This is a genomic window from Vibrio sp. 10N.286.45.E10 (assembly GCF_002874195.2).
Classification (GTDB): Bacteria; Pseudomonadota; Gammaproteobacteria; order Enterobacterales; family Vibrionaceae; genus Vibrio; species Vibrio crassostreae.
Map to the genome: position 1 here is coordinate 734,719 of NZ_MCWD02000001.1, position 13,801 is coordinate 748,519.

Below are 13,801 nucleotides of genomic sequence, written 5' to 3' on the forward strand. Positions count from 1 at the left end.
GATCACTTTGTGTCTTATTTACTGTCTCTTTCATTAGCGTTTTAACTATCGTTTTTAATTGTGCTTTTACTCTCTGGCATAAGGTATGGAGCGACCAAACGACTTATATTCACTTTCGCACCAAGGCGAGCCGCTAACAGATACATGCCACCAATTTTTCGGTGCAGGAACAGCGCATCGGCTGGTGGTGTGTGCCAATACTCTTGTTCCATGCTCAATATGGTGCCTGCTTCACGAAGCCTTTGTGCCAAACCACTGGCTCTGAAGTCGTAGTCTTCGTCAACCAACATCGGCTCACATGCCATCTTTACGAGGTTTAAAATAGCTTGACGTTGATCGGGAAGAATCGTCTCGCTGAAGAATCCAATTTGCTCTAACGCTTGGTTGAGCCCTTGCTCATTGTTATTAATCACTGACGAAAAGGCTAAGCGATAACCTTCGCTGAAGCGGTCACTGTATTCACGTGTTGCTCCGAAATCTAACAAGCCAATTTGTCGGGTGTTTTCAACGTAAAGGTAGTTGGCGAAATTGGGATCGGTTTGCACCATCTTAAAGTCGAACAACTCTCTGAATAGAAGCTCAAGCAAGCTGTGCATCACAAAGTCACGGGTGTCTTGGTCGTAGCTTTCTATCTGTTCTATAGAGACGCCTTCGATGAAGTCCATGGCGAGCACGGATTCTGAAGAGACTTGCGGATGAATCTTAGGTACGACGAAGTGAGAGTGCTCTTTTAATGCATTGTGATAACGAGTTGCATAGCCAGCCTCTCGAGCGTAGTCCGCTTCATCATGGAGCTGTTTTTTTGCCTCTTCTAACAAGCCTTTGTAGTCGACCGACTTTGGTATCAAGCCAACAATGTTGAGCAGTGTGCCGACGTTGTCCACATCACTGTCGATGCTTTTTCGAATGCCTGGGTATTGGACTTTGACGGCGAGTTTGTCCCCGGCATCGCTATAGGCTTGGTGAACTTGTCCGATAGAGGCACTGGCAATCGGTTTAAAGTTGAAGGAAAGGAATTCGGTTTTCCACTGGTGCCCAAGCGAGCTCTCTAAGACTTGATTGAGCTGCTTTGTTGGCAGTGGGTCAGCGTCGGAGCGCAGGCGAGAAAGAATGTCGGCTAATTCTGGCTCTAGAACATCGCCCGCATCCATTGATAGCATTTGTCCTAACTTCATCGCAGCGCCGCGCAAGTGGGCGAGTTGATCGGTTAGACGAGCAATATTCTGTGGCGTTAACAGTAAGTCTTTTGCCTTGGGCCTGTTGCCTTGTGCAATTTGCTTGGTGCCTTCTGTTAGCACGTTACCTACGACTCTTGTCGCCAGCGAGGCGAACTTGCTGAATCTAGAAAGTCTATGAGTGGGAAGGTTTCTCTCTTTTGCCGACATAAAGTCTCTCTCTGGGAATCAGGTGTGATACCAATCGTAGTAGATAACGGTTCACCCTAGCTTGTTAAAAAACTCGATAACTTCGTTAGATTTTTTGATTGTAGAATAACTACTTATCGAAAAATCTGCCTTGTTCTCAAGCTTTTTTCCTGCGCTATTTTTGAACCCTTACTTACTGTGATTGGTATGACTACAAAGTTCTATCAATCATTACACAACCTTATGTCTTGTTGTGATAACTTGTCGCCTGAATCAGTAACTCGATTGAAAAGGACAAAGCATGAAGTTTATTTGGTTGAAAGTCGTTCTTACCGTACTAGTATTTGCTGCACTGTTTGGCATCGTTTACTACAAAGTCGCCAGCGGCATGTCTTAACTCAATCCTATTTAATGCAGCTGTTTCCGTTGCAGCGTGATTTTCCAGTTAGCCAGAAAGAGACTTTATATCGGTTCTTGGCAAATCGTAAATAACACCAATCTGCGATTGGCTTAAATATAGCCCAACGCAATGGAGCATATAGCCAACCTTTTCCTACTAAGCGCCACGCTTGGTAGGTCACGTCTAAACCTAACAGCAGTTTGCCGTTCTCATCCAGTGCATGCAAAATGGTGTTGGCTGCGTCCGCATTAATCTGAGGGTAGTCTGAAAAGGCTTCACTGTAGATATCAATGGTTTGAATCTTATTCTCGATATCATGCTTGGCAAGTGCCGCCATCTCTTTTGCGCACAATGGACAAGTCCCATCATAAAATATCGTCAGTTGTGTCATTGTTTATTCGCCTGTGGCTTAGCTAGAAGAACCTTAAGTTGCCCGCTAAATCGGCACCCTTCACACGCTTGTTATTCGATAAGCTTAAAGTGGCTACGCTATTGTACCTTTTAAAGATCACTCTCCTCGTATCAAAGCTCTAAATATGTCTGACTTAGACACTTTGTTCACCCTTTCAAGTGCTTGATTATTTGGTCAAATCTCGACTTTATGGACAAATGATAACAAAGCGTCCAATAAAGGTGTGCCTTCAATATATAAACATCAACCAAATCAATTAGTTGAACTTGGCTTGGAATGTGCTCTATCGAACCTACGAATTGCTAAAGGATTTTCTCCAATTTGGGCAAGGCAGAAAACCCTAACAGCATAAGTATGAACAAATGGAGAGAGAACATGAAGGTTATAAATTATTTACTTAGTGTGCTTTTGTTGTTTAGTAGCCCCCAGTTGGCGTGGGCTACTGTTGATGTGATGGAACTTGATGGTAATGCGACCAGTGATAATAGTGGTATTGATTGGGACGATGTAAATGATCCCAATAGCATGGTTGGGATTGCAGAATTTTTCCAAAAAGACCGTAACGGTATCGACCAAATTTTTTGGAAGGGGGGATCAAAAGATGATTCCGACATTACGGATTGGGCGTTCCGTACTGCGTCACCACAACCAAAAGATGACTTTACTAATGCGTATGCTGCTGCCTTTGAAAGCGAAGGCGATTTGCTGATTTACTTTGGTGCAGACCGATATGCCAACAATGGTGATATGTACATTGGTTTCTGGTTCTTACAAGACCAAGTAGGATTACCAGATGGACAAACTAAGGGCGACTTTGTTGGGCAGCATGTCAATGGGGACATCCTTGTGCTGATTTCATTCCCACAAGCGAGCGGTGGTAACCCCTACATTGAAGTATTCCAATGGGATTTGAATAATGGTGATGTGACTGACAACATGACGAGAATTTTCCAAACTGACGGAGATCCTAAATCGAATGATTTTGTTGGTGCACGATGTGGCAGTGGCGCTGTCGGTGTCGAGAAGATATGTGCGATTTCAAATGATGATTCTATCGGGGCAATTGCTTTACCCAATGTACAAGGTTGGGATTATCTAGCTAAAACGGGTGAAACTACGTCTATTCCGACGGAGAGCTTTGTTGAAGGACGCCTGAACTTATCTGCACTATTGAATGATGAGTTTGGTATTGAGGATATCCCTTGTTTTAGTAGCTTCTTAGTGGAATCACGAGCTTCCCGTTCGATTGATGCGTCTTTGGCTGACTTCGTTGTCGGTTCATTTAGTTTATGTAGTATCAGCATAGCGGCGACTTGTAACACAACCAGTTTTACGGTTGATGGCATGTTCAACATCGACTACACCGTGACGGTTACCAATACTGGCCCTGGTTCGTTAGGCACTAATGGTGATTACGAAGTGGCCTTTTTATCGGAGTCACCAATCTTAGGTGCGCTTCCAGTGGTGGGTAACGGTGATGAAGTGTGGAGCGTCGGTGAGTCATTCTCATTCATGGGTAATTACCTGTCTGTAAATAATGGTGCCGTCGGCGTGATCGATGGTTCAGTGGATCTTGACGGGCTTATCGTGAATGCTCAAGCTCCCGTGGCTTACAATTGTCCGCCAATAGATTTGAGTCCAATGGTTGAGATTTCTAAGGTATGTAATAGCTCCTTAGAAGTTGATAGCGGTCAAGTTGTGCTTAAGAAAACCTATGATGTTGAAATATGTAATACCGGTGATATTCCATTGGCCATTGAATCGCTGGTGGATTCTAAGGATGATTCTTTGAGCCGTTCTGACTTACCTACCGAAGTTGTCAACAGCAGTTATTACCTCGACTTCGCTTTACCTTGTGATGATCTTGAGGATGTGACCACATGTGGTGCTGGTAATATGTGTAGTGCATTAAGTGCCGACCCAGAACTGTTTGCTTGTAAAACGGGTGAGGGTGAGTGGATACCGAACTTTGGTGATGCGATTGGTCAAGTTTGTACACAAGTAAGCAAAACCTATGCGCCAAATGTGTTACCAACTGGAGTAGACGGAATGCTATCTAATCAAGTAACAGCAACGTTTGACTCGTTGTTCTTGCAAGAAGCATTTATGGAAACATCGAACATTGCAACCTGTGATGTTTGTCCATTTACTGTACCTGAGCCATAAGTACTTTTATTAGTTGTACTCACTTAATTTCTAAAGCAGCCTAGTTCGTTAGGCTGCTTTATTTGTTATGTAATTAATTAACTAGGCGACTTAAATTACTATTTGATGTTTTTTAATTAGCTTATATAAGGTTGTCCGAGAAATAGACAACGCTTTAGCGGATTGGGAAATATTGTAATGGTGTTGCTGAATCACACGACGAACATTTTTTGAGGAAAGTCGAGTGTCACTCTCAGTGTCGGGCGACGCATCTTTCAATTGAATCCCCATATGACGAGTAGAGAGCGCGTTTGAATTCGAAAGAACAATCGCCCTTTTTATACAGTTGAATAACTCTCTGACATTGCCCGGCCAATGGTACTGTTTCATTTGCTCAAGTGTGTCACTAGGCAGCTTGGTTTTGGATGCGTAATTGTGCTTCAGTTCAAATCGAACCAAATCTTCAATGTCTTCCTTGTGATCATTGAGTGGTACTAGGTCCAATGGAAGTACATTGATCCGATGAAAGAGATCCTTACGAAATTTACCCGCAGCAACGGCTTGTTCGATATTGACGTTGGTGGCGAAAATTACACGGCAATCTACGGGTAATTGGTTATTACTGCCGAGTCGCTCTATCGAGCTATTTTCGAGAAAGTGGAGCAGGTAAGTTTGTAGTGACAGCTCAAGATCGCCGATCTCATCCAAAAATAGTGTGCCACCATTCGCTCTTTCCACGTGTCCGACGTAGCGTTTGTTTGCTCCCGTGAATGAGCCTTTTTCAAAACCAAATAACTCTGAGTGGATCAGGGATTGTGGAATTGCGCCACAATTTACGGCGATGAAAGGTTTCTGGCTACGGGCTGAGGCCTCATGTATTAAACGCGCACATAGGCTTTTTCCTGTTCCTGTTTCCCCTTGAATCAGTACTGGAAAATCGTTGTTAGCGATCTTAGTTATCTTCTTTTTAAGTTGTTGGATGGTGCTGGATTGCCCCACCAATTGATATTCATGGCACGAATCAGGCTTAGGTTTGTGTTGCTTGGTGTCTACCATGCCATACGCATGCCCTAAATTTCGACAAAGCCATTCTGTATCAATAGGTAGATGGTAATAATCCCAATAGGTTTGCTTAATGAGCGATAAGTTGCGGCTTGGTGGTTGGTTGCAGATAGCGATTGCTTTCAAACTTGGAAAGTGAACCTTGAGCGTTGATATTTGTTCACATTGCTTGTCGATCGAGGATGATGTTAGACAAGACATCAAAATTGATGAGTAGCTGTCGCTGCGGGTGTTGAGTAAGTGAATGGCTTGTTCGGTCGTTTCTGCAATTTGAGCTTCCCAGTTATGGAGGCGCAATTCATCTACCCACTGATTATGGTGCAGGCATGTGGTGTTACATAGCAGAATCACAGAACGAGTTTTAGGCTCAGGTGATACTCTTTTTGATGGCATTGTGCTCACTCTTCATGTTTCGACTCCATGATGAAACCTACAGTAAGCCCCCTAAAATATCCCATAAGCTTAGAAGCAAAACTCAATTAATTCGAGTACACAAATCTGATGGTGTTTGGCTGACAAGTGTAATTATCTCAAGCGGGAAAGCTAATCTGGTGCTTTACTTATTGATATTTATGCTTATTAATAAAGATACTCACGAATATCGTGTTTTTACTGTTTTGTTTATTGATGATGACACAGTAAACTCCGCGCTAATCACTAATGATAAAGGGCTGATATTGATGATAATTAACGTAGCAAAGAAGTTCATTTTGGCAGCTTCTGCGTTGGTGCTAGGCGGTTGTGTTAGCTATAGCGTTACTGAACAAGAAATGACGAGCTACCTGCAAGATTCGGTGATGTTAGAGCAAGAAGTCGGTGTGCAAAACGTTATGTATGCGCAAGTGGCTGTCGATGACTTAGCGGTGAAAATTGGCCGAGCTGATGCCGAGCGCGTTTCTGTTCTGGCGAATACTAATGCACAAGTTCAGGTGTTTAACGTGCCGAACATGAGGTTGGATCTTGATATCGAGTTCAGTGCGATTCCTGAATATGACAAAGAGAGTGGCGAGATTTATTTGAAATCACTGCGTTTAGAGCGCTTTGAAGAAAAAGACAAACAACTTTCTCCTGAGATCGCCAAACTACTTAAGCCTGCCGTTTCTATGATTGGTTTTGCCTTATCTCAGTCGCCAGTTTACAAACTCGACAGCAATAAGGTTCAAGAGTCATTGATTAAGTCTTCGGAACCTAATCTTGTGATTAAAGACAACAAGCTGGTCATCGAGTTATTCGATTAACCTTTCACGTTTAGCTTAGACTAAGATTTAAAACACAATGGCTGCCAGTTTGGTGGCCATTTTTGTTTGTGTTGAACAGTCAATGCTTCTGTTTTTTGGCTGTATATTAAGCTTGTTTTCTCAGGCCCATTTATTGAATTCGCTGCGTATCTCATCTTTACTTTACTCTTGTGAGCAAGTCATCGCTTCAGTCATCAAATCATAAGAAAGAAAAGGTGAACGAACTATGAAGAATCCAGTGATAGCGGATAACAAACCCGTTAAGGTCGAGCTAACCGAAGGGGAGGAGTATTACTTCTGTACCTGTGGGAAATCGAAAAACCAACCGTTTTGTGACGGTTCCCATGCCGGTTCGGGGTTCAAACCGAAAAGCTTTGTTGCCGAAGAGAGCGGAGATGCCTACCTGTGTCGCTGTAAGTATTCTAGCAACCTTCCTTTTTGTGATGGTGCCCATAAACAGTTTACGGCTGAGCAAGTGGGTCAAGAAGGCCCTGATGTGCATATCCAAGCGGCAACGCCCGATCTCTCACCTGCACCTTCTGCAACTAAAGAAGAGCCCACGGTTGAGTTCATTCATCAATTGGCACGAGATGGCTTATCCAAAGTAGGTCACCATGGGCCAATGACCTCAATGGGCGTCCCAAGATATCTATTACCTCACTGGGATGATATTCAAGTGATGGTCGCGCAAATGGCCACCAAGCCTTTGCTAGAAAATGTGCCAGTTGGTACTGAACTGATTATTGGTCCCAAAGCGAAGAAGCCGCTTAAATTGGACATCTCTTTGTTTGTGTCTGATATGAGTTTTGGCTCGCTATCTGAAGAAGCAAAAGTCTCTTTGGCGAAAGGTGCTGAACTTGCAGGAACAGGCATCTGTTCTGGAGAAGGCGGTATGTTACCCGAAGAGCAAGCTGCGAACTCTCGCTACTTTTATGAATTAGCCAGTGCTCAGTTTGGTTACGATGAATCCAAGCTTAAAAACGTTCAAGCCTTCCACTTTAAAGGCGGGCAGGGGGCGAAAACCGGAACGGGCGGGCACTTACCGGGCGCGAAGAACATAGGTAAGATTGCAGAAGTACGTGGCATTGAAGCGGGTACGGCAGCGATTTCTCCGCCCACCTTTGTCGACCTTAAAACGGTCGAGGATTTCAAAAAGTTCGCCGACCGAGTTAGAGAGGTGACAGGCGGTATCCCAATAGGCTTTAAGCTAAGTGCTAACCATATCGAGGAAGACATTCAGTTCGCATTAGATGCCAGTGCCGATTACATCATCTTGGATGGGCGTGGCGGCGGTACAGGGGCGGCGCCAGAAATGTTCCGAGACCATATCAGTGTGCCAACTATTCCAGCGCTTGCTCGTGCCAGAGCCTATCTAGACAAGCAAGGTGTCAGTGACAGAGTAACATTGATCATCACGGGCGGTTTGCGCGTACCGATGGACTTTGTGAAAGCAATGGCGCTTGGTGCTGATGGTGTCGCCATCTCGAACAGTGCCATGCAGTCGATAGGTTGTGTAGCGGCGAGAATGTGTAACACCAATAATTGCCCAGCGGGTATTGCGACTCAAAAAGCCGATTTACGCCAGCGTTTAAATGTGGAGAAGGCATCGAATCAGCTTAAAAACTTCTTTGAGGCGTCGACAGAATTAATGCAAGTGATGGCGAGAGCGTGTGGGCATGATCACTTGAATCAATTTAACCCTCACGATTTAGCAACATGGAATCGCGAAATGGCAGAGCTATCGGGAGTTGCCTATTCTGGTGTCAGTCCACTAAACCAACTTAAGTAAACAGCACTTCGATAAGGCACACCTACTGCTCTTTTGGGTGTGCTTATTTCCTCAACCCCAAAGTTATCCTTTTGCAATTCATTGATTTATAAGCGTTTTTAGGGCATTTCCTATTTTTTAAAAATATCGCTTTACCTCAAGTTAACTTGAGGTTTTATTATCATTCCCAATCTAAATACACAGACAATCGCCTCTGAAACCATGAATGTGGAAAGGTGATACAAATGAATTAGGAACCAACAATGAAAGTATTAGCGATTGGCGCGACTAACAGTACAACATCAATTAACCAACAACTTGCAGCTTACACAGCAGGTTTAGTCGAAGGCGCGCAAGTCGAGGTGCTCGACCTCAATGATTTCGAGATGCCAATTTACAGTGAAGACAGAGAAAAAGAGTCCGGCGTTCATCAACATGCGCAGCGCTTTTTTAGCAAGATTGGTGAAGCTGATGCTGTGGTCATCTCTTTTGCTGAATACAACGGTTCATACACCGCAGCCTTTAAGAATGTGTTTGATTGGACATCACGCATCGACATGAAAGTTTATCAAGGCAAACCTGTTGTTATGCTCTCCACATCACCAGGCCCTGGTGGTGCAAGTTCTGTGTTGTCGTCAGCGGTAAATTCTGCACCTTACTTTGATGCTGATGTGAAAGGCTCTATGTCGGTGCCAAGCTTCTACGATAACTTCGATATGGAAGCGGGAGAGATGACTAACGTAGAGATGATCGATAACCTTAAGATGATAATGAAAAAGATCTAGGTGCATATTGGTCATAAGACTCAAACACCCTTCCTTGATGGCTGTTTTTGCGTTTTAAGCCCTGCTGTTGTTATATGAAAACTCAAAGCTAACTCAAGAACCTCAACTTAAACTTAAGATTAACTTTAGCTATACTGCTCTGTGGACTTGAATAGCTAAATAACATGAACAGGGAAAGTGATAGAGCATGAAAAACATCGTGTATTTAACGATTGGTCAACTCTCGGAGCGCAGTGGTGTTGCTCCTTCTGCACTGCGTTTCTATGAGACTAAAGGGTTAATTGCCTCTATTCGAACGAATGGAAACCAACGCCGTTATCAGTCAGCGATGTTGCGTCGAATTGCTCTTATTCAAGTTGCGCAGTCGATAGGCTTTACTCTTGAAGAGATCACGGAAGAGTTATCGACGCTGCCGATGAACCATACCGCAACCAAGCGTGATTGGGAGCGAGTAGCGAAGAAATGGCAAGGGCAACTTGATAGCAAGATGGCACAGATTCGTTCGTTACAAGAGAACTTAACTGGCTGTATCGGTTGCGGATGCTTGAGTATGCAAAAGTGCCATTTATTAAACCCAGAAGATATTCTTCATGACCAAGGGCAGGGTGCTCAGCGTATTGTTGATTAGCCTCCATTTCGTCTGAACATCGAACTCAATTCTATATGTGTTATCACTTGATAGAGCAGTGGTGGCAGGGGTAGGGGTATCTCGTCTAGACAAAGCGGAATTAAGGGTCTAGTTTAGGTGGTTCTTTCAATAAAAGAAGAGGTTAGTTATGTTCAGCCATGTTTTTCTCGGTACCGAAGATATTGAACGCGCGAAGTGTTTTTATGACCCCATCATGAAAGTACTTGGTTATAACGAAGGCTCAGTTGATCCCAAAGGGCGCTGTGTTTACGTTAGTCAAACGGGCGTGTTGGGCTTAACGAAACCGATTGATGGCCTGCCTGCAACGCACGGCAACGGCATGACGGTGGGTTTTCTGGCGTCTTCTCCTGAAGTTGTAGATGAGTGGCATCGGGTTGGCGTCGAAAATGGCGGTACCAGTATTGAAAACGGCCCCGGAGCGAGAGGTTCTGACGAGCGTCGCTTGTACATGGCTTATTTGCGAGATCCTGATGGAAACAAGATCTGTGCAACTCACTTTATGCCATAGTTTACGTTATGCCACCGTTTATTTTATGCCACAGTGGCGTATACTTAGATCATGTTGATGGTTCGGAGTTGGCTAAGTCGCGGCTCTGAACTTGTTAGCTTTCTGAATACTCAAAATTTTGCAAAGGTTCAGCTAAATGACATCGAACGAACTGTTTTATGAAAGCTTTGAGCGCTGCCGGATCGACCAAGAATTTCTCGAAACGTTTTTGGCGGATTTTTGCGAGCATAATCCAAGGTTTTCAGAACGTTTCGAAAAGATAGGATTAGAGCAACAAACCAAGATGCTTAAAGCCTCGATCATTCTTATCTATAACTCTGCGGGTCTGCCGAGCGTGCGTAACTCAGTAAAGAAATTGGGTAAAAGGCATAAAGATTTAGGGCTGGATATTTCCGAAATTGAGCTCAACGAATGGTTTAATTCGTTACTCAATACGGTTAAAAAATACGACCCACACTACAATGAGCAAGTAGAAAAAGCTTGGACCGAAACTCTTGAAGCAGGCTTAACTATCATGAAGAAAGAGTGTGTTGTGCCAGGTTCTGTGAATCAATAGTTAAGTCACCAGCAGCTTTTCTTGAAAGGTAGATTTCGTTTGAGAGGTAAGCCATCAATCAGGCTTACCTCAATTCTCAATTTTTTAACTCATCATTAAAAATGAGCAGCCCAACCAATCAGGAACCCTTGCGATGCGGCATCGTACTCAAAGGTGCCCTTGTTTTCGTAATCAACCCAGGTCGATTTATAGGCAATATTTAAGTCAGACCAACTGTTTATTTGGTATCGCACGCCAGTTAACAGAGATGAGGTAAAGTTGGTGTCACTGCCAAGCCCTGCATCCATGGTTGCGTGAAACTTCCAATCCTTATTGACCTGCGTAATCCATCTCACACCTACTTGGTAGTCAACCCAATCTTCATCAAGTGATCGGTCGACACTTAACCTACCACCTGAACCGTAAAGCTTGGTATCAATGTCGTTATCCCACCAACGAAGCCCAAACAGATAATCAATCGTGCCAAAATCGTATTGGTAGCGCTTAAAACCCTTCACATCTAAAACACCTTGTCGGATATCAAGGTTGCCTCTTAATAACTCTGCGTTGGATCCTAATACCGAGTTTGTTTTTCCGCTTAGTTTCATGAAGCTGTAGTCAATGTAATAGCCCCATCAATGTGACTCATATCTTTCGTGCAGTGATGGGGCTTTATTTGGCTCTGGCGTTGTTTTGGGTGTTTGGCGCACTGTTCAAAAAGTATCGACTGCCAGCGCTCTATAGTTTGGTGGTTTTCATGTTGGGTTTAGCTGCCGGACGAGTCATCAGTTTGGTGGTGGATGGCATGCCGCATTGGCTACTTTTTGTCTATCTGATCTTGGAACTGGGCTTTGGCTTAGTCGGTTTAAAAATGATTCATAACGAACAATCTGAAACAGTATAAGGACATTCTATGAAAAGGATTTTCCATCTTCTTATCCTGAGTGTGTTGAGTAGCTTTTCACTATCAGCATGGTCAGCTCAAGAGCAGCCAAATATCTTTGTTATCTTCACTGATGATGTGGGGACCTCAAACTTAAGTGCCTATCACAATGGCGTGATGAGCAGTGAAACACCGAATATCGACAGCATTGCCGAGAAGGGCATGTTACTCACCGATTACTACGCTCAACCTTCGTGTACCGCGGGTCGTTCAGTTACCAGTACGAACAGGCATGCACTCCGTTGGCTTACCTGGTGGGCCTGTGGGTTTGAGTGCGGATACCCCAACGCTTCCAGAAATGCTCAAGAGCATGGGCTATGTGACGGGGCAATTTGGTAAAAACCACTTAGGTGACCGAGACGAATTTTTACCAACTATGCATGGTTTTGATGAGTATTGGGGCTGGTTGTATCACCTGAATGCAATGGAATACACCGAGGACCCTGATTGGCCAAAAGATGGCTCGTTAGATGCCTTCGCACCTCGTAACGTGATTTACGCGAAATCGGACGGCAAGGGCAGTTGAAGCGGATAAACCGTTCTTCACTTGGTACTGTCCATCACGTGGTCACGTTTGGACGCACCTTTCTGAAGAGTATGAAGCCATGCTTGGCCAGAACGGGTGGGGACTGCAAGAAGTGGTCATGAAAGATCTCGATGATCACGTTGGTGAGATGCTTGCCAAAATGGAAGAGCTCGGCATTGCAGATAACACCATCATCATTTTCACGGCCGATAATGGCCCAGAAATCATGACATGGCCAGATGGCGGTATGACACCATTCCATGGCGAAAAAGGCACAACATGGGAAGGTGGTGTTCGTGCTCCTGCATTGGTGAGTTGGCCGGGCAAAATCCCAGCTGGCAGTGTCGGTAATGGCATCTTTGATGATATGGATTGGTTACCAACATTGATTGCAGCGGCGGGTGGTCCAACAGACCTGAAAGAGAAAATGCTGAAAGGTCACGATGGCTTTAAAGCGCATCTCGATGGTTACAACCAAGTCGATATGTTGACGGAAAAAGGCGAGTCGAACCGTAAAGAGATTTACTATTACGAGCGAGATAAGCTACAAGCCGTTCGAGTAGGAGATTGGAAGGCACACTTCGTGGTTCAGAATCACGGTTGGAGTGGCCCGAAAGAAGAACTTAACGCACCACTATTGTTCAACCTGCGTCGTGATCCTTACGAGCGAGCAGCTGAAGAGTCTGGAATGTACTTGAAATGGATGGGACAGAAAATGTGGGCATTTGGCCCTGCTCAAGCCGCTATTCAGCAACACTTAGCAACCTTCGAAGAGTGGCCGCCAGTCACACCAGAATCTCCGGCTGAGAAAACCGGTGGTGTGGGGAATTAACGTATGCTCATTTCCTAGAACCTAAATAAACAAAGCCCAGCCCCTAAGTTTTAGAAATCTAGGGAGCTGGGCTTTTGTTTTGCTGAAAGAACAGGGCAGTCAGGAGAAGTGAACTAGTCCTCAAGAGGAAGCTGATAGCTGTTTTTTAGTTCTTTCACTGAGATGTTGGATTGAATCGCACTCACGCCTTTTACTCGTCTTATTGAGCTAATACGCTCAAAGTACTCTTCCAAATCTTTTGCTAACACTTGCACCATATAGTCGGCACCGCCAGCAATGCAGTGACACATCGGAATCCAATCGGTAACGGCGACAAACTCTTCGAACGGTTCTGTGTTTTCAACTTCGTGGTTACCCAAGGTCACAAGAGTAAAGCCTGCTACATGAAAACCCAGCTTTTTGCGGTTTAGCTTCGCTGCGTAACCATCGATATAACCCGTCTCTTCCATGCGTTTCCAACGGCGCCAGCATGGGGTTTCGCTGAGGTTTACCTTCTCGGCGAGTTTACTGTTACTCATGCGCCCGTCTTGTTGGATATGTCCTAAGATGGCGATATCTGTGTCATCTAACACTTCTTTGGTGGATTCTTTCTGTTTCATGGCTATTTTGGAAAAGTCTTGCTCAAATTTGGGTT

The 13,801-nt window shown here is 44.4% G+C and carries 12 protein-coding genes and 4 pseudogenes; 11 read left to right on the forward strand and 5 right to left on the reverse strand.

Annotation, left to right across the window (positions count from 1 at the left end; genetic code table 11):
* Positions 1-41 precede the first annotated feature (41 nt).
* Together BCU34_RS03225 and BCU34_RS03230 are read right to left on the reverse strand one after the other, a co-directional pair.
* A complete protein-coding gene (locus BCU34_RS03225) occupies positions 42-1,385 on the reverse strand; it encodes an ABC1 kinase family protein (RefSeq protein WP_102478647.1) in 1,344 nt (447 codons plus the stop codon).
* A 383-nt stretch (positions 1,386-1,768) separates the two neighbouring features.
* Positions 1,769-2,155: a thiol-disulfide oxidoreductase DCC family protein gene (locus tag BCU34_RS03230; protein ID WP_102478648.1), complete on the reverse strand. Its 387-nt coding sequence runs from the start codon at positions 2,153-2,155 to the stop codon at positions 1,769-1,771.
* Between the two features lie 396 nt (positions 2,156-2,551).
* Between BCU34_RS03230 and BCU34_RS03235 the strand changes: the two genes are divergently transcribed.
* On the forward strand, positions 2,552-4,342 hold the full coding sequence (locus tag BCU34_RS03235; RefSeq protein WP_102478649.1) for a hypothetical protein: 1,791 nt from the start codon (positions 2,552-2,554) through the stop codon (positions 4,340-4,342).
* A gap of 90 nt (positions 4,343-4,432) precedes the next feature.
* On the opposite strand, the gene BCU34_RS03240 is transcribed toward BCU34_RS03235, so the two are convergent.
* Complete coding sequence (locus BCU34_RS03240; RefSeq protein ID WP_102478650.1) at positions 4,433-5,776, reverse strand: sigma-54 interaction domain-containing protein; 1,344 nt, start codon at positions 5,774-5,776, stop codon at positions 4,433-4,435.
* A gap of 287 nt (positions 5,777-6,063) precedes the next feature.
* Between BCU34_RS03240 and BCU34_RS03245 the strand changes: the two genes are divergently transcribed.
* From BCU34_RS03245 to BCU34_RS03270, 6 genes are all read left to right on the forward strand, one after another.
* The gene (locus tag BCU34_RS03245) at positions 6,064-6,621 is read left to right on the forward strand and encodes a DUF1439 domain-containing protein (protein WP_102530474.1); all 558 of its coding nucleotides are present in this window, start codon (positions 6,064-6,066) and stop codon (positions 6,619-6,621) included.
* A gap of 226 nt (positions 6,622-6,847) precedes the next feature.
* A complete protein-coding gene (locus tag BCU34_RS03250; RefSeq protein ID WP_102478462.1) occupies positions 6,848-8,410 on the forward strand; it encodes a glutamate synthase-related protein in 1,563 nt (520 codons plus the stop codon).
* Positions 8,411-8,652: 242 nt separating this feature from the next.
* Positions 8,653-9,174: an NADPH-dependent FMN reductase gene (locus tag BCU34_RS03255; protein WP_055320105.1), complete on the forward strand. Its 522-nt coding sequence runs from the start codon at positions 8,653-8,655 to the stop codon at positions 9,172-9,174.
* Between the two features lie 187 nt (positions 9,175-9,361).
* On the forward strand, positions 9,362-9,802 hold the full coding sequence (soxR, locus tag BCU34_RS03260) for a redox-sensitive transcriptional activator SoxR (protein WP_055320106.1): 441 nt from the start codon (positions 9,362-9,364) through the stop codon (positions 9,800-9,802).
* A gap of 148 nt (positions 9,803-9,950) precedes the next feature.
* The gene (locus BCU34_RS03265; RefSeq protein ID WP_102432870.1) at positions 9,951-10,331 is read left to right on the forward strand and encodes a VOC family protein; all 381 of its coding nucleotides are present in this window, start codon (positions 9,951-9,953) and stop codon (positions 10,329-10,331) included.
* Between the two features lie 136 nt (positions 10,332-10,467).
* The gene (locus BCU34_RS03270; RefSeq protein WP_102478463.1) at positions 10,468-10,887 is read left to right on the forward strand and encodes a globin; all 420 of its coding nucleotides are present in this window, start codon (positions 10,468-10,470) and stop codon (positions 10,885-10,887) included.
* A gap of 95 nt (positions 10,888-10,982) precedes the next feature.
* Here BCU34_RS03270 and BCU34_RS03275 read toward each other — a convergent pair.
* A pseudogene (locus tag BCU34_RS03275) lies at positions 10,983-11,501 on the reverse strand (hypothetical protein); the annotation flags it as partial.
* On the opposite strand from BCU34_RS03275, the pseudogene BCU34_RS03280 reads away from it, so the two are divergent.
* The 4 genes and pseudogenes from BCU34_RS03280 to BCU34_RS03295 form a co-directional block, all read left to right on the forward strand.
* Positions 11,495-11,770: pseudogene (locus tag BCU34_RS03280) on the forward strand (DUF4345 domain-containing protein); the annotation flags it as partial. The pseudogenes BCU34_RS03275 and BCU34_RS03280 overlap by 7 nt on opposite strands.
* Before the next feature lie 9 nt (positions 11,771-11,779).
* Positions 11,780-12,335 (forward strand): annotated as a pseudogene (locus BCU34_RS03285) (sulfatase-like hydrolase/transferase).
* Between the two features lie 61 nt (positions 12,336-12,396).
* Positions 12,397-12,678: pseudogene (locus tag BCU34_RS03290) on the forward strand (sulfatase-like hydrolase/transferase); the annotation flags it as partial.
* Between the two features lie 141 nt (positions 12,679-12,819).
* Complete coding sequence (locus tag BCU34_RS03295; RefSeq protein WP_375071354.1) at positions 12,820-13,167, forward strand: hypothetical protein; 348 nt, start codon at positions 12,820-12,822, stop codon at positions 13,165-13,167.
* Positions 13,168-13,280: 113 nt separating this feature from the next.
* On the opposite strand, the gene BCU34_RS03300 is transcribed toward BCU34_RS03295, so the two are convergent.
* Positions 13,281-13,766 carry an Lrp/AsnC family transcriptional regulator gene (locus BCU34_RS03300; protein WP_019825927.1) on the reverse strand — a complete coding sequence of 162 codons (486 nt, stop codon included), beginning with the start codon at positions 13,764-13,766 and terminating at the stop codon, positions 13,281-13,283.
* Positions 13,767-13,801: the final 35 nt, after the last annotated feature.